The organism is Blautia sp. 1033sp1_1033st1_G9_1033SCRN_220408 (assembly GCF_040929965.1).
GTDB classification, from domain to species: Bacteria; Bacillota; Clostridia; order Lachnospirales; family Lachnospiraceae; genus Blautia_A; species Blautia_A ammoniilytica.
In genome coordinates, this window is the sequence record NZ_JBFKZO010000005.1 from 105,935 (window position 1) to 122,626 (window position 16,692).

16 protein-coding genes are annotated in these 16,692 nt (G+C 44.1%); 9 read left to right on the forward strand and 7 right to left on the reverse strand.

Going from position 1 to position 16,692, the window contains the following annotated elements; translation table 11 throughout:
* Positions 1-63: 63 nt before the first annotated feature.
* From AB5916_RS05835 to AB5916_RS05855, 5 genes are all read left to right on the forward strand, one after another.
* Positions 64-1,401: a Mur ligase family protein gene (locus tag AB5916_RS05835; RefSeq protein WP_158421050.1), complete on the forward strand. Its 1,338-nt coding sequence runs from the start codon at positions 64-66 to the stop codon at positions 1,399-1,401.
* On the forward strand, positions 1,398-2,135 hold the full coding sequence (locus AB5916_RS05840; RefSeq protein ID WP_368189696.1) for a type 1 glutamine amidotransferase: 738 nt from the start codon (positions 1,398-1,400) through the stop codon (positions 2,133-2,135). Before AB5916_RS05835 ends, AB5916_RS05840 begins: the two co-directional genes overlap by 4 nt.
* Before the next feature lie 5 nt (positions 2,136-2,140).
* On the forward strand, positions 2,141-2,740 hold the full coding sequence (locus AB5916_RS05845) for a WYL domain-containing protein (RefSeq protein ID WP_368189698.1): 600 nt from the start codon (positions 2,141-2,143) through the stop codon (positions 2,738-2,740).
* A gap of 16 nt (positions 2,741-2,756) precedes the next feature.
* The gene (locus tag AB5916_RS05850) at positions 2,757-4,178 is read left to right on the forward strand and encodes a substrate-binding domain-containing protein (RefSeq protein WP_368189700.1); all 1,422 of its coding nucleotides are present in this window, start codon (positions 2,757-2,759) and stop codon (positions 4,176-4,178) included.
* 66 nt (positions 4,179-4,244) lie between these two features.
* Complete coding sequence (locus tag AB5916_RS05855) at positions 4,245-4,817, forward strand: xanthine phosphoribosyltransferase (protein WP_173726995.1); 573 nt, start codon at positions 4,245-4,247, stop codon at positions 4,815-4,817.
* A 209-nt stretch (positions 4,818-5,026) separates the two neighbouring features.
* On the opposite strand, the gene AB5916_RS05860 is transcribed toward AB5916_RS05855, so the two are convergent.
* The 7 genes from AB5916_RS05860 to AB5916_RS05890 form a co-directional block, all read right to left on the reverse strand.
* Entirely contained in the window at positions 5,027-5,377 is a 351-nt protein-coding gene (locus AB5916_RS05860) for a BlaI/MecI/CopY family transcriptional regulator (protein ID WP_368189702.1), read from the reverse strand.
* 142 nt (positions 5,378-5,519) lie between these two features.
* Positions 5,520-7,061 carry a phosphonate ABC transporter, permease protein PhnE gene (phnE, locus tag AB5916_RS05865; RefSeq protein ID WP_368189704.1) on the reverse strand — a complete coding sequence of 514 codons (1,542 nt, stop codon included), beginning with the start codon at positions 7,059-7,061 and terminating at the stop codon, positions 5,520-5,522.
* A complete protein-coding gene (phnC, locus tag AB5916_RS05870) occupies positions 7,058-7,849 on the reverse strand; it encodes a phosphonate ABC transporter ATP-binding protein (protein WP_368189706.1) in 792 nt (263 codons plus the stop codon). The genes phnE and phnC overlap by 4 nt, the downstream gene beginning before the upstream one ends.
* A gap of 5 nt (positions 7,850-7,854) precedes the next feature.
* Positions 7,855-8,886, reverse strand: coding sequence for a phosphate/phosphite/phosphonate ABC transporter substrate-binding protein (locus tag AB5916_RS05875; RefSeq protein WP_158421058.1), 1,032 nt, complete (start codon positions 8,884-8,886; stop codon positions 7,855-7,857).
* A gap of 332 nt (positions 8,887-9,218) precedes the next feature.
* Positions 9,219-10,331 (reverse strand): phosphotransferase, encoded by a 1,113-nt coding sequence (locus AB5916_RS05880; protein WP_368189708.1) that lies wholly within the window; start codon positions 10,329-10,331, stop codon positions 9,219-9,221.
* Between the two features lie 22 nt (positions 10,332-10,353).
* Entirely contained in the window at positions 10,354-11,013 is a 660-nt protein-coding gene (locus AB5916_RS05885) for a transcriptional regulator (protein WP_368189710.1), read from the reverse strand.
* Between the two features lie 80 nt (positions 11,014-11,093).
* Positions 11,094-12,479, reverse strand: coding sequence for a tryptophanase (locus AB5916_RS05890; RefSeq protein WP_158421063.1), 1,386 nt, complete (start codon positions 12,477-12,479; stop codon positions 11,094-11,096).
* A 298-nt stretch (positions 12,480-12,777) separates the two neighbouring features.
* Here AB5916_RS05890 and AB5916_RS05895 point away from each other — a divergent pair, with 298 nt between their 5' ends.
* The 4 genes from AB5916_RS05895 to AB5916_RS05910 are packed head-to-tail and all read left to right on the forward strand — an operon-like array spanning position 12,778 to position 16,669.
* Entirely contained in the window at positions 12,778-13,698 is a 921-nt protein-coding gene (locus AB5916_RS05895; protein WP_158421064.1) for an ABC transporter permease, read from the forward strand.
* 11 nt (positions 13,699-13,709) lie between these two features.
* Positions 13,710-14,648 carry an ABC transporter permease gene (locus tag AB5916_RS05900; RefSeq protein ID WP_368189713.1) on the forward strand — a complete coding sequence of 313 codons (939 nt, stop codon included), beginning with the start codon at positions 13,710-13,712 and terminating at the stop codon, positions 14,646-14,648.
* Between the two features lie 13 nt (positions 14,649-14,661).
* Entirely contained in the window at positions 14,662-15,708 is a 1,047-nt protein-coding gene (locus AB5916_RS05905; protein WP_294526040.1) for an ABC transporter ATP-binding protein, read from the forward strand.
* Entirely contained in the window at positions 15,701-16,669 is a 969-nt protein-coding gene (locus AB5916_RS05910; protein WP_158421066.1) for an ABC transporter ATP-binding protein, read from the forward strand. Before AB5916_RS05905 ends, AB5916_RS05910 begins: the two co-directional genes overlap by 8 nt.
* Positions 16,670-16,692: the final 23 nt, after the last annotated feature.

Consider the following 16,692-nt stretch of genomic DNA (forward strand, 5'->3'; position numbering starts at 1 on the left):
TTAAATGGAAAAGGGTATACTATAACGGAATATAGAAAGAGAAAGGGTAAACAAGAGAAACCAATGAATATAAGAACACTTGCAGCCATCTGGGCGGCAAAATTTGCCGGATTTGCATGTAAAAAACTTGGCAGACAGGGTGTGACATGGGCTGGAAAAATAGCTCTTCGGATCTCACCCCATATCCTGAAAGAGCTTTCTTCCCAGGTGAGGAAAGAGATTTTTGTAACATGCGGAACCAACGGCAAAACAACCACTAACAATATGCTTTGTGCAGCACTGGAAGCAGAAGGACAAAAGGTTGTATGTAATCATACAGGTTCCAACATGCTCAACGGTGTTGTGGCAGCATTTGTACTGTCAGCAGGGTTAAATGGGCGTTTGGATGCAGACTATGCATGTATAGAGGTGGATGAAGCTTCTACCAGACATGTTTTCCCGCATCTTCAGCCTGATTATATGGTGATGACGAATCTTTTCAGGGATCAGCTGGACCGGTATGGAGAGATTGATATTACTATGAATATTCTGGAGGAGATGATCCGTAAGGTTCCTAAGATGAAGGTGATCGTAAACGGTGATGATGCGCTGTCTGCATATCTGGCCATGGACTGTGGAAATCCATATATTACCTATGGTATCAGCAAACAGGTGCTTAAAAATGATACCAATGAGATCCGCGAAGGAAGATTCTGCAAAAGATGTGGGGAACGTCTTCAGTACAGTTTTTATCATTACAGCCAGTTAGGTGATTACAAATGTCCCGGATGTGGTTTTACCAGACCTGCCCTGGACTATGATGCTACAGATGTAAAGGTGGCAGACCAGCTGTCTTTCCAAGTGGAAGGACGTAGGCTGGTGGCTAATTATCGTGGATTTTATAATGTATATAATATACTTGCTGCATATGCAGGAGTGCGGACGGCCGGTTACAGTGCCGATCATTTTCAGGATATGCTGAATAAGTTTAATCCGGAAAACGGCAGAATGGAGCAGTTCAGGATCAGGGGCTGCAGTGTTACATTGAACCTTGCCAAGAATCCTGCCGGCTTTAATCAGAATATTTCGGCAGTGATGCAGGATACAGCTCCTAAGGATATTATTATTACCATCAATGACAATGCACAGGATGGCAGGGATATTTCCTGGCTGTGGGATGTGGATTTTGACCGGCTGATGGATCCTTCGGTTAAGTCAATCACAGTCAGCGGTATCCGGTGTCAGGATATGCGCCTGCGTCTGAAGTATGTGGATATCCCCTCTATGCTGGAGGCTGATGTGGAAAAGGCAATTCGTGCAAGGGTGGAGGATGGAGTATCCAATCTTTATGTGCTTGTGAATTACACAGCCTTATTCGGCACAAGAAATATTCTGAAAAGGATGGAGGGAGAGAAGGAATGAAAATCACCATTGGACATTTATACCCGGATCTTCTGAATCTGTATGGTGACAGAGGGAATATTCAGTGCCTGATGAAACGATGTCAGTGGCGTGGGATTGAGGCAGAGACCATCCCTTTTGAACTTGGGGATCAGATTGATTTCTCTAGGCTGGATATTGTGCTCCTGGGCGGCGGATCTGACAGGGAACAGATGCTTGTATGTGAAAAATTAAAAGAGATTCAGGCGGATTTTAAAGCGTATGTGGAAAAGGGCGGTGTGGTGATCGCTATCTGCGGTGGATACCAGCTTCTTGGAAAATATTACAAAACAGACCAGGGAACCATTACAGGACTTGACCTGGTAGACCTTTATACAGAGCAGGAAGAGGGCCGTCTGATCAGCAATATCGTGCTTAAAAGCGATTTATTTGATATGCCTGTAGTCGGATTTGAGAATCATGGCGGAAGGACTTTTATAGGGGAAAATAAGCCTCTTGGAAAGGTGCTGTACGGCTCTGGAAATGATGGGAAAACAGGTTATGAAGGAGTAGTATACAAGAACGTGATCGGTACTTATCTTCATGGACCGCTTCTTCCCAAGAATCCCCAGCTTGCAGACTGGCTGATTGCCCGTGCCCTTGAACAGAAGTATCATAAGCCAGTAGAACTGTCCCTTCTTGATGACAGTGAGGAGGCAGAGGCAAATGCATATGTGTACCACAGGTTTGTTAAAAGCGGCCAGGCAGAGGAGTAAAAGACATGGCAAAGTCATATAATCAAAAGGGAAAGATCTTATATCTTGAAAGGATCCTGCAAGGTACAGGGGAGAATCATACAGTGTCTATGCAGGAGATTTTGGACGAATTAACAGAACAGGGTATATCTGCAGAGAGAAAAAGCATTTATGATGATATGGAAGTGCTCCGTTTGTTTGGAATGGATATCCGGTACAAACGAGGAAAATCAGGCGGTTATTATTTGGCAGGAAAAGCAAACGGGCAGACATCAGCAAACGAACAGGGAACCGTGGACGGGCAGTGTGCAGTAAAAGAGCAAAGAGAAGCTGAACCTGTTCGGGTTATTGAAAGAAAGCAATTTCAGAAAGAGGAAAAGCAGATCAAGCTTTTATGTGAGGAAGCGGCGCGTCCTCAAGTTCAGCGCTGGTTTGGCCCTCAGGTTCAGTATAAAGAAAAAGAGTTCGGTTATTTTACTGCAGTGGTACAGACTGCAGAGGATCCGGAGTTTTATGGATGGCTGACCCGTATGGGGAAAAGCGTACATATCGCAAAGCCTAAAAAGGCAGGGCAGGCATACAGGGACTATTTGAAAAGTCTGGCAAGAGAGTATAAAGGCATATAAGAAAGAGGAATGTGTTATGATTAATAAAACTGCAGGAAAAGCATTGTTATTAAGTGTGGCAGCATTTTCGGTTATGATGACAGGATGCGGTTCTAATAAGGCCACAGAGGCTGCCAATGAAAGTGTGGAAACTGAAAAGGAAGGAAAAGGTGACAGCGAGGCGGCGGTTACTGAAGTACCTAAGAAAGAGGAAGCGGATGCAAAAGAGCCAGAGGAAGAAGAGCCGGCAACGATAGTAGGGGTTCTTTTTTCTACAGACCGGCAGGATGAAAGGCATACATTAGAAGAAGAAGAGCTTCTTCAGCAGCTTGAAAATGCAGGGTATGAGCCAAAAGCTTATTATGCAGAGAATGATACGGATACCCAGATCAACCAGATCCGCCAGGCAAAAGAAGAAGCAGCCGCTTTGGTGATTTCCCCTGTAGACGAATATTCTCTTACAGAGGTGTTGGAAGAGATAAAGCAGGATTCAGATCCGATACCAGTATTTGCCTATGATAAGCTGATCCGTGATACTGATGCAGTCAATTATTATGTTACCTTTAATACAAGAAAAGCAGGGAATGAAGCTGGGGATACCATTATAAAAAATGCAGAGCTGGAAAAGGCAAGAGAAAATAAGGAATCAAAAACCATCGAATTTCTTATGGGCTCTCCAGATGATGGAGGAGCACTGTTTTTCTATAATGGTCTGATGGAAAGCCTGCAGGAGTATCTGGATGACGGTACACTGGTATGCAGTTCCCAGAAATCTTCGTTTGATGATTCTGCTATAATGAGATGGAGCGAGGACAGCGCCAGATCCAGATTTGAAGAGATTATAAAAGAGAATTACCAGGAAGAGGGAACCCCGGATATCATCTGTACAGCCTATGATGGATTTGCCAGTCAGGTAATACAGGTACTGAAGGAAGAAGGAATCTCCCAGGAAGCCTGGCCAATGATCACCGGTGTAGGTGCAGAAGCTGATTCTGTAAAGGAAATTGCCTTGGATCAGCAGGATTTTACTTTGTTCCTGGATGGAAGGGAACTGGCAAAGGCCTGCGCAGATATGGTGGATACTTATCTTAAGGGAGATAAGCCGGAGGTGAATGACTATGAGCAGTATGATAATGGAAAGAAAATCATAGGTACTTATACTTGTGAGGCACAGGTGATTGACAAGGATAATTACCAGATCCTTGTAGATAATGGTTTTTATATGAAATCTCAGATCGTTCCAGATCCAACTGCAACGCCGGCACCAACCGAAAGCCCGGCACCAACCGAAAGCCCGGCACCAACCGAAAGCCCGGCACCAACCGAAAGCCCGGCACCAACCGAAAGCCTGGCGCCAACCGAAAGCCCGGCGCCAACCGAAAGTCCCACGCCAACCAAAACACTGACCTCAACCAAAACACCTGCAGCAACAAAGGAAGAAAGTTCAGGAAAGGATTGAACTTCTTTGAAGAATAGCGTATCATGATATTAATTTACAATACGCCCAGAAAAAAGGAGAAAAAACATGAAGCTTTTAAAAGACCGTATTCTTAAGGATGGAGTTGTGAAGCCTGGAAATATTCTTAAGGTAGACAGTTTCCTGAACCATCAAATGGATATTGATCTGATCAATGAGATCGGAAAGGAGTTTAAGGCGCGGTTTGCTGACTGCCCGATTACAAAGATCCTTACTATTGAGGCTTCAGGCATTGGGATCGCCTGTATTGCAGCACAGTATTTCCATGTACCGGTAGTATTTGCCAAGAAAGCACAGAGCGTTAATCTGGATGGGGAGATGTATACTACAAAGGTAGAATCCTTTACCCACAAGAAAGTTTATGATGTGATCCTTGCAAAACGGTTCCTCACAGAGCAGGATCATGTTCTTCTGATCGATGATTTCCTTGCAAATGGATGTGCCCTTTTGGGACTGATCGATATTGTAAAGAAATCCGGAGCTACCCTTGAGGGAGCCGGTATTGTGATTGAGAAAGGCTTCCAGTCTGGTGGACAGCAGATCCGTGATATGGGTGTTCGTCTGGAATCCCTTGCCATCATTGAGTCCATGAGCGATACATCCCTTACATTCAGGGAATAAATCCACTGACCGTACAAGAGATACCAGACCATATAAGAGATATCAAATCATACAAAAGTATCAGAACGTACAAAAGTGTCAGATCATACAAAAGTATCAGATAGTATAAGAAGCCCTTAGAAAGGCGGCACATTACAGATGTGCACCTGATCCAAGGGCTTCTTTTTCGTTTGAGCAGGCATAAATGCCTGGCATTAGTATCTTTGTAGTTATACTTTGATCTGTTTTTCAAGGATATCCAGAATCTCCTGCATACCAACAATCTGGTCACGGTATGCAGTGTCACATAGCCGGATAAGCTCCTGCCGGACAAACTCCTTGCGGGTTATGCATGGATGAAATGTTCTTGCATATACATTTGACACAAGGACATGATCTCCTACACAGACAGCCCCTTTTTCAAGGAGTCTCTTCATGGTCTGTGCAACAGATGCCACGCTGACTTTCTGATTCTTCATACTTTCTGCGATTTCGCTGTTTGTCAGTTCATGCTGACTTTCCCACAGAACCTTCATAACTTCCTGTTCCATGGGCGTTAATCCTTTGTCTGGCTTTCTCATACTTTTCTCCTCCCTGTCACAGCTGAAGTCTTGCTTTTCTATTATGATAATGCATAAGACTTTGCAGTTGATGACAAATGCCCATCAATGATTCGTGATTAATTTTATCATAATTTATAATTGATGTAAACTATATTGGGCTTTATAAAATATGATTAATCTTGACTGAAATCATGTCAATGAGCCAAACCAGCAGGATCAGGCCCAAAAGGATAGCACCGGCCTTTTCCCAGGCATACTGATTCATGGAAAAGATCAAGGGTGCACCAATGCCGCCAGCACCTACAAGACCAAGCACAGAGGCTTCACGGATATTTACATCAAACCGATACAGGAAGATGGAGATGAAGATTGGTTTTAGCTGTGGCAAAATACCATGGCATATAGCAGGTACCGGATGAGCTCCCATAGCCAGCAGGGCGCGATAAGCTTTCAAATCTATGGCATCCAGGGCTTCTGTAAAGCGTTTTGTAAGAAGGCCGATACTGCACATGGAAAGAGTAAGAACTCCGGTAAAGGGTCCAGGGCCAGATACACGGATAAAAATCAGTCCATAGATGAGAAAAGGAATGGATCGGATGGCAATAATCAACAGATTGAAAATAAAGGCAACAGATCCAGGTACAAAACGTCTGGTATTCACAAAGGACAAAGGAATCGAGAAAACCGTACCAATTACAGTGCCTGCAAAAGCGATGCAAAGAGTTTCCAGGATAAGGGTAAAAAGTCCGTCTTTCTTAGTGGAAAAGAAGAAGCCCCAGTCTGGTGACAGAAAACCGGAAAACATATTTTTCATGGTCTGAAGGCTTGTTCTGCCAAAATCCGGAGGAGACAGAGTGATGGTGCAAACAATAAACAGGGCTGTCAGAAAAAATAGCAGCAGCTTTATGTACTTTTTTTTCAATGTGCATTCTTTTCGGATCAGGGCGGCCAGATAGCGGCTAAGGTTTTCAATAGTGAAAACAGCCAGGAAAAGTACCAGTAAAATGGCTCCTACTTTTTCATACTCCAGCCAGGATATTTTTTCGTTCAGAAGAAGACCAATTCCTCCTGCGCCTACATAACCAAGAATAGAACTGTGACGCACATTGGTTTCCAACATATATAGTGCGTTGGTGAAAAAAGAGGGGGCTATTTCCGGGAAAAGCCCGTGGATGTATGCTGGGAAACGAGACACTCCCATGGTTCGAAGTGCCTGATAAGCCAATGGAGAGGCTGCTTCCATATCCTGATAGGTAAGCCGGGTCATAATGGCAAAGGTATACAAGGTGATGGCAAAGGTGCCGGCAAAGGTTCCAAGACCGAAGAGAAAGGTGGCACAAAGAGCAAGGATCAGTGCTGGGAAAGACCGTAGGATTTGTATGAGAAAACGGAGAACATAACGGATCCATTTTGGGAAATCCATGGAACCTGCACATGCAGGTGCCAGGATACAAGCCAGTACTGAGCCGATCACAGTACCTGTAACAGACATCTGTATGGTGTAAAACAGTGGGGTAAGAATATGTGGAATATAAGCAAAATCCATAGGAAACATGCCGGATAGAAGATCAGTAAGATGACTCCGGCGCTTCCAGAACAGGACAGGATCACACTGTGTATAGACTACTGTAAAAAGAAACAGACATAAAAAAAGAAGGAAGCAGGCTAGTCCTTTCCATCTGTTTTTACTGCTTCTGGTCATAGTCCCACATCCTTTCGGTTTTTATTCAGAGGACAGACACTGGAATTTCCGTAAATGGTACGGATCACAGAATCATTTATTTCATCAGGGGAACCATCGAACACAATTCTGCCATTGTTAAGTCCGATGAGACGGTGGGAAAATTCCATGGAAAGCTCCAGATTGTGGCTGTTCATAAGAACTGTTACTCCATCTTTTTGTTGAATATCTTTTAAAAGAGACAGTATTTGACGGCCTGTAACAGGATCAAGAGAAGCGATAGGTTCATCTGCCAGAAGCAGAGAAGGCTGCCGCATTAAGGCCCGGGCAATGGCTGTCCGCTGCTTCTGTCCACCGGACAGGTTCTTTACCGGCTCTTGTTCTTTTTCGGCCAGACCGACCCGGGTAAGCAGCTGAAGGGCCTTTTCTGTACGTGCAGTACCATAAAGCCCCAGAACAGCAGGGAAAAAGCTCATGTCAGGAAGTGCAGCGGTAAGCACATTCTCTAGACAGGAACTGTTTTCCACAAGGCAGAAATCCTGATAAATAGTAGACATGTTCTTCTTAAACTGCCGTTTTTGTTGTCTGCGAATGTTCTTCATAGGATGATCATCTATAAGGATCTGGCCTTTTGTGCAGTCTTCCGTTCCATTTAACAGGCGGAACAGGGTTGTTTTTCCTGCACCGGAAGGACCGATCACAGAGACGAATTCTCCCTGGGAAATGGAAAAGCTAATGTCTTCCAGTGCAGTAACATGATTTTTAAATGCTTTATGAATATGCTGGATCTGGAGCTTTATGGGAATCACCTTCCTTATTCTTCGGATTTCAGAAGTTTCTGTGCCTCACGTTCACCGTCATAATTGGAGTCGTCGCCCCATTCATAGCCAACCTGGCTGAAGACGCTGATGATATCCTTTCCTTCTTCCGTCTGAGCGATTTCGATGAAAGAATCTCCAAGAGCCTGTCGGAAATCCTGGTCAGCCATTGTCTCAGAAGTTTTACTGTAAGCGATCATATCATTGTAGATCTTGTCTGTCACTCCGATCACGCCTGTCTGGTTTATCATATCGTCAGTACCGCCAAAGGTTTCTTTCCATTCCGGTGCATATTTGGTGCGGATGTGCGCATAGGATACCATTATATCTGCCTGTCCGGATGCAAGTCTGGCAAGAGACGTGGTATAAGAATCAGATTCTACAGCATGATCCAGATCGCTGATTCCTTTGCCATAACGTTGAAGGAGCCACAGGCTGGGGTAAATATATCCGGAAGCAGAGGTTGGCCCCATAACAGCCCAGGTAGCATCGTTTAAATCATCCCAGGTAAGCTCTTCACCATTATTCACCTTTTCAAGAAGTGCCTGTCCTTTTTCACTTGGACCTGCAAGAAAGATGGAACGGTAATAGGTGGACATGTCATCCGTATTTTCTTCAACCGTGCCATCATTCCAGTCTTTCGGGTCATCAGAGTCCTTGTTGATTCCGTAGCGGAGTGCAGTGAGAAGCACATCGCAGTCATCAGAGAAAAGTACGTAATTGCCTCCGGAAATAAAGCCGATATCTGCACTTCCTGCGCTTAATGCCTGTCCTACTGCTGTGTAGCTGGTGCCCACAGTCATGTCTACATTTTCTACATCATAGCCTTTTTCCAGAAGGGTTTCTTTTAAAAGGTTTTCCAGCGGCTCGGTAGCAGTTGTAATAGTATCAGAGTCTGCGTATGGGGAGAATGCGATTTTTAATGAGTCAATGGTTTTGGCATCAGAAGCAAATGCCAAGCTGGTATTTCCTAAGGTAAGTCCCAGGCAGAGAGCCAGAGAGAGTGCTGATGTGTTTCTTTTCTTCATTACAAAGTCCTCCATAAATTTGATTATCTGCCAAATAAAAAAGTACATACCGCAGCATGTACTGAAGAAATGACTTTCAGGCAGATGCTGACAATCCACCTATATAAGGCGGACAGGTTTCGGTCGATCCTTACGGGATCCTCTCAGCCTGGAAATACAGGCTCCCTCGCAATCTGGTTTTCGTCATCATATTTTAAGAATGCACCGGCAATCTTGTTAAGATGCCGGAGATTATATTGATCGCAGCGGCAGGGCGCTCCCCCTTCCGCTGCATTCCGTTAACCGAGAATGATTGTATCATATCTCTATAAAAAACACAATAGGGCGTGTGACTATGGACGGGCAGGGATAACAGGCTGCTTATCTCTCTGACGCCAGATACGTCCTATCGCATCGTAATCAATCACACCAGTATCCATATAATGGAACAGCAAATCCTTCATATCCTGACCCCAGGTATCACGAATCCCATCAATGTATCCCCAGTAAGACTGGGCAAGCTCCAGGAGACGGCATCCTGCAAGAAAATCAATGGCTTCAAAATCAGAAGCAGAAGACGGAGTATTTTTACCACCGGCCTCCTGATAACCATCAAAAAAAGCTTTCTCAGCTTCTTCAAAGCAGGTATGGTCATAAAAGTTGTAAAGGAAGAACCGGAAACCATAGAACTCAAGGGCAGCAGGTGCTGCCTGTGCAGATTCCAGGTCAAAATATCCGGTAGGAACGCCCTGTGCATCTGTGAAGAAATTCTCAGCATGCATGTCTGTAAAAACTAATACAGGAGGCATTTTGTCTTTATCAAAATAAGGACGTAAGGCTTCCAGCTTTTCATGGAAAAATCTGGTTACAACTGTCTGTTCTGAAGGGGTAAAGACCTCTTTTTGCTGACAGCGGAGAAGCCGCATGTCCACAACCTGAAGAAAACGGTCTGAAAAATTAGTCATATCAGAAGGCTCGATCACAGAGTCTTCCATAATATTCCCAAAGGAGGGAAAGGTAATATTCTGAATGCGTGCAAAATCACGGCCAAGATATTTCATACTGTCAAGAAATACCTTTTTGGAGTAACCGCTTTGTACCATACACTCTTTCTGGGAGATACCACTCATTCTTTCAAGGAGGATAAACTTCCCGTAAGGAGAGTCATGTACTCCGTACACTTCCGGTGTAGGAACATTTGCTTGCTGACGGATCATACGGAAAAGATATGCTTCCCTTCCAAGGGAAAGTGTACCGCCAAACAAAGTGTCTTTATTTTCCTGTGAAAGCCCTTCTTCTGTTTCTCTGACTCTGGCGAATTTACAGATAGCTGGCTTGCCACCTGCCAGAGTTACATCAAATACATAGTGGTTGCTTCCCTCGTTGATCTGGCTGATAGCATCCACAGTATATCCGCATTCTGCAAGGGCCTTTCTGGCTTTTTCCACATCAATACTCTGTGCCATATTAAATATCTGTCCTTTTTATTTATTGTTTTGTCTCCAGTTGATGAAGATATCGATAAATCGTGGCTTTAGAACTGCCAAGTTTATCAGCCACTTCGTTGACGGAGCCTTTTGCCAGGAAAACACCTCTGCTGTCCATTTCACGGATAGTAGAAATCTTTTCGTTGGCAGTCAGTCTGTTAGGAGGAGCTCCGAAACGGATGGTAGCTTCCTCCAGAACCCTGTCTATGATCTCTGTCACAGACAGGGTAAGTGCTTCATAAGATTGTTTTGGTGAACTGCCATGCTTGGATTTACGGAGAACATTATGATCCTGTTCTCCGCTGATCAGCATATCCATCATATTGCGCAGGCGTACAAGCTCACCAACGCACTGGTTGACCGTAAGCAACCCCTCAAGAGTACCATTGGCATCACGGATGAATAGCGTTGCTGAACGGACCTTTTCCCCTGTTTTGGACAGAGTACGGTAATTGATATTGTAGGGAATATTCCTGCACTCTGGATTTTGGATCAGAGCCTGTTGCATTTCTCCGATAGGAGCACCTTCGAAGCGCTCTTCGTCCATGGAATTCTCAATCAGAAGAATATTCTCAGTGTCACAAAGAATCACTTCCGTATTGGAACCCATATAAAGGGCAAGGAATTCAACAATAGGTCTGTAAAAATCAACATTCAGCATAGTAGGTTCTCCTTTGAGGAAGATTATTGGTAACTATTCAGTTAATTGTCATGGAGCTGAACAGTTACTATTAGTGGTATTTATAAAAGTTCAAATCCGGCTGTGAAGTGGCGCAGGGACTGGATAGAACCTTGATGAACGATCTTCATGCCTCGATACTGATCTCTGTTTTCATAGATGTCACCAAGTGCATTGGCAATCACATCCATATGATTGTTGGTATAAACACGGCGGTTGATGGCAATACGCATAGCCTCGATAGCCGGATAAACAGGCTCGCCTGTGATCTTGTCAATGGAACCGAAAGCACATGCACCAATCTCAACAGCACGTACACCTGCTTCTTCGTAAAGTGCACATACAAGACGCTGGCTTGGGAATTCGCTCTGAGGGATCTGTGGGAAGAAGCGGCGACCATCCACATATACACCGTGACCGCCGGTAGGCTCGATGATCGGAACTCCTCTTTCTTTTAACTTTTCGCCAAGATAAGCCACCTGTTTGATGCGGTAGTCAAGGTAATCAAAGTCGCATGCTTCCTGAAGGCCTACAGCAAGTGCTTCCATATCACGGCCGGACATACCGCCGTATGTAATGAAACCTTCGTGTACAATTGCAAGCTGGTTTGCCTGCTCATAAACACTCTTATTTCTTGTAACAAAAAGACCGCCGATATTTACAAGACCATCCTTCTTACTGGACATGGTGGCTGTCTCACAGTAACTGAACATTTCATTGGTGATCTCTTTGATGCTCTTGTTCTCATAGCCTGGCTCTCTTGTTTTGATAAAGTAAGCATTCTCAGCCAAACGTGCACTGTCGAGAACAACCGGGATATTGTATTTCTTGCAGAGAGCGCTGACTTCACGGATATTCTGCATGGATACAGGTTGTCCGCCGTTATTATTGCAGGTAATAGTAATGATACATACGCATATATTCTCTGCACCCTTCTCATCGATCAGGCTCTGCATCTTGTTAAGGTCGATATTTCCTTTGAAAGGATGAGGAGCAGAAGCAGTGTCCATACCTTCAGCAATAGCATAATCTACAGGCAGGCATCCCATCATTTCAGCGTTGCCTCTGAATGTGTCAAAGTGCATATTGCCAATGGCATAAGCACCTGGACGACAGTAGATCTGAGTCATGATGTAGTCGGCTGCACGTCCCTGATGGGTGGGCTGTACGTAAGGCATGCCAAAGATATCCTGTACGGAAGCTTCCAGACGGTAAAAGCTGCGGCATCCTGCATAGGCTTCGTCACCCATCATCATAGCTGACCACTGCGCCTGGCTCATTGCACTTGTACCGCTGTCAGTGATACAGTCAATATAAACTTGTTCAGATTTCAGGCGGAATGCATTGTATCCGGCTTCCTGAAGCCATTGCTGGCGCTGGGCTTTGGTGGATCTGGTAATTGGCTCTACCATTTTAATACGAAATGGTTCTGCGGTCATGTACTTCATAAAATAGGACCCTCCTTGTAAAATTATAATGGAAAACATTGGTATTTGCAATAGAAATAAGAATCTTGCAAATATTTGATAAAAAAATATTATCATAATGAGAAAATAATGTCAACACAATAAAAGAATATATTTTTGAACAATTTTTATTGACAAGAGAATAGAAGTCGGTTATACTCTATGCATAATCTACAAAATATATTTTAAATTGTCTAAAAAGAGTATACAAATTGTTCAACTCTACCCGAGCGGTTGAGAATATATTATTACATATCATTTATCAATGGAGGGGATGCAAATGGCAAAATATGTGGCAAAGCGTTTTGTGTCAATGCTCATTACGCTGTTTCTGGTAGCAACAGTAACATTCTTTCTGATGCATGCAGTACCTGGACAGCCCTTTGAGATTACCAGGGAGACACCAGACAGTGTAAAGGAAGCTCTTTATGAACAGTATGGATTGAATAAACCGTTGTTTGAACAGTATCTGATCTATATGAAGAATCTTCTTCACGGAGATTTCGGTGTATCCATGAAATATAAGAGCCAGACTGTTGTGGGTAATGTTACATCCGGTATGCCGGTTTCTGCCATCATCGGATTTGGCGGTGTACTGATCGGATGTCTGATCGGTTCCGTGCTTGGTGCTGTGGCTGCATTAAAGAATAAAGGTTTTGTTGATTATTTTGTTATCATACTTGCAATCCTGGGAGTTTCCATTCCCAACTTTGTTTTTGGATCCCTGATCCAGAGATATTTTGCAGTAGAATGGAAGATGTTCCCTATACAGGGGTGGAAAGGATGGCAATACGCAGTCCTTCCCATTGGGGCAGCAGCTTTTACCAACATTGCTTATTATGCCAGAATGCTGAGAACCAGTATGCTGGATACTATGGGACAGGATTACATCTACACAGCTAAGAGCAAGGGCTTAAATCAGAATGAGATTGTAAGAAAGCATATGCTTCGTAACTCATTCTTGCCGCTTGTAACATCTCTTGGACCAATGTGTGCAGGTGTGCTTACAGGTAACTTTGTAATTGAGAAGATTTTCAACGTACCAGGTATTGGACAGTCAATGATCACTGCGATTCAGAACTCAGATTACACAATGATCATGGGTCTGACGATCATCTTTTCTTTTATATCTGTTGTCTGTTATTTCATAGTAGATATTGTGTATGGTCTTGTTGACCCGCGTATCAGAATCGCAGGATAGGAGGGGAGTACATGGAAACAAAAGAAATGGAGCTGCAGAATCTGGAAGACAGCCTTTTTGAAAAAGATGACTCCGCTCATGTGAATGCGGATAAGATGTCCAGACCTTCCCTTACATACTGGAGTGATGCATGGAGAAGATTCAAAGGAAATAAAGTTGCTATGGTATCTGCTGTGGTTCTGATACTGATCATTGGAATGGCGATTGTTCAGCCTATGGTCAGCAAATATACCTATGACCAGCAGGATTGGTTTGCTATCAATCAGGGGCCGTCAGCAGAGCATTGGTTCGGCACAGATGAGCTGGGCAGAGATATTTTTGTACGTTGCTGGGAAGGCGCAAGAGTCAGCCTTATGATCGCTTTTATCGTTGCGATTCTTAATGGAACCATTGGTATCCTTTACGGAGGTATTGCAGGATATTTTGGCGGTGTGGCAGATAACCTTATGATGCGTTTTTGCGAATTGATCGCATCTATTCCGCAGATGCTGTGGGTAGTACTTCTGATCCTGATCATGAAGCCAGGTGTATTCCCTATCATTCTGGCGATTGCAGTGACAGGATGGATCGGCATGGCCAGACTTTTCAGAGGTCAGGTATTTTCATTAAAAGAATCTGAGTTTGTTATGGCCAGCAGGACCATGGGCGCAGGAAGCCTTCACATTATTATGAAGCATCTTCTTCCAAATGCTATGAGCCCTATCATTATCAGTATGGCCAATGTTATTCCAAGTGCTATCTTTTCAGAGGCATTCCTCAGCTATATCGGACTGGGTGTTCCGCTTCCAACAGCCAGCTGGGGTGTACTTGCAAGCGATGGTGCCAATAAGCTGCTTAGCTATCCATACCAGCTTTTATTCCCCTCACTTTTGATCTGTATTACAATGCTTTGCTTTAACCTGATGGGTGATGGCTTACGAGATGCCCTTGACCCGAGAATGAGACAGTAAGGAGGAAACAAACATGGGGAACCGAAATGAAAAAACCTTGTTGGATGTAACAGACCTTACCTTCTCTTTTAAAACCTATGCAGGAGAAGTACAGGCTGTAAGAGGCGTCAGCTTTTCCCTTGAGAGAGGCAAAAGTCTTGGTATAGTAGGAGAGTCCGGATGCGGTAAATCCGTAACTGCCAAATCCATTATTGGCCTGAATCCATCAAAGCCAAAGGGGCTTCTGAAAAAGGGAGAGATTTGGTTTGACGGCAAAGATCTGGCAAAACTAAAAGAAAAAGAGATGCAGAAAATCAGAGCTCAGGAGATCCGCATGATTTTTCAGGATCCTATGACAAGCTTGAATCCTACCATGACTATTGGAAAACAGATCGTGGAAGGTATTCTGAAATACGGAAATAAAACAAAAGAAGAAGCAAAGAAGATCGCACTGGATACTCTGGCAATGGCCGGGATCCCAAGTCCGGAGCAGAGATTCAAGCAGTATCCCCATGAGTTTTCAGGTGGTATGAGACAGCGTGCTATGATCGCATTGGCAATGGCAGTGAATCCTAAGCTTCTGATTGCGGATGAGCCTACCACTGCATTGGATGTTACCATACAAGCGCAGATTCTGGATCTGATCAAGGATATCCAGAAACAGTACGATACTTCCGTGATCATGATCACTCATGACCTGGGAGTTGTTGCTAATATTGCAGACGATATTGCGGTTATGTATGCAGGAAAGATCATGGAATACGGACATGCAGAAGATATTTTCGAGCATCCTGCACATCCGTATACCTGGGGTGTCCTTCAGTCTATTCCTCCGGAAGATACCAGCAACAGGGAACCGCTGCATCCGATCCTTGGTACACCGCCGGATCTGTTTAATCCTCCGGCTGGATGTCCTTTTGCAGCCAGATGTCCGTATGCTATGAAGGTATGTTCAACCATGTATCCTCCGGCATATTCACAGCAGGGTGAAAATCATTATGCTTCCTGCTGGCTGTACCATAAGAAAGCAGTTAGGACAGTCAATCCCATTACAGAACGGGAGGTAGCGAAGCATGAGTGATGTAATCTTAAAAGCAGAAGATCTGAAAAAATATTTCAAAATAAAAGGACGTAAAGTGGTAAAGGCCGTAGATGGCGTCAGCATTGAAGTTGAGAGGGGAAAAACATTAGGACTTGTAGGGGAGTCCGGATGTGGTAAATCCACTCTTGGACGGACATTGATCCGTATTTATGAGCCTACAGAAGGAAAAATCACTTTGAATGGAAAGGATATCAGTGGAAAAAGCACTAAAAGGTTCCGGCAGGATCTGGCAAGAAGCATTCAGATGATCTTCCAGGACCCATATGCCTGCTTAAGTCCACGTATGACAGTTTCTCAACTGATTTCTGAGGGCTGGGGTCTGAATCATGCCATTCATATGAGTGCAGAGGAGAAAAGAGACCGAGTGATCGAGCTTCTGGAAACGGTAGGACTAAATGAAGAACATGCAAACCGTTTTCCTCATGAATTCTCAGGAGGGCAGAGACAGCGTATCGGAATTGCCAGGGCCTTGTCTATGTCACCGGAACTGATCATTTGTGATGAGCCTATCAGTGCTTTGGATGTTTCCATTCAGGCCCAGGTTATGAATCTTCTTTTGAAGCTGCAGCAGGATAAAGGATTATCTTATATTTTTATTGCCCATGACCTGTCTATGGTGCGTTATATTTCTGATACTGTAGCAGTTATGTATCTGGGAAGCATTATGGAATATGCAACCAATAAGGAATTGTATGAGAATCCTCAGCATCCTTATACTAAGGCACTGTTTTCCGCAATCCCGGTGGCCAATCCCAAGATTGAAAAAGGGAGAAGCAGGATCAAGCTGGAAGGGGAGATTCCAAGCCCTATCAATTCACCTAAGGGATGTAAATTCTGTACAAGATGTGCATATGCAAAGCCGGTATGCTTTGAGCAGCCGCCGGTACTTAAAGAGTGTGGTCCAGGTCATAAAGTGGCCTGTCACTTAATAAACGGGTAAGTTTTATTAAAAGGAGGTAAAGA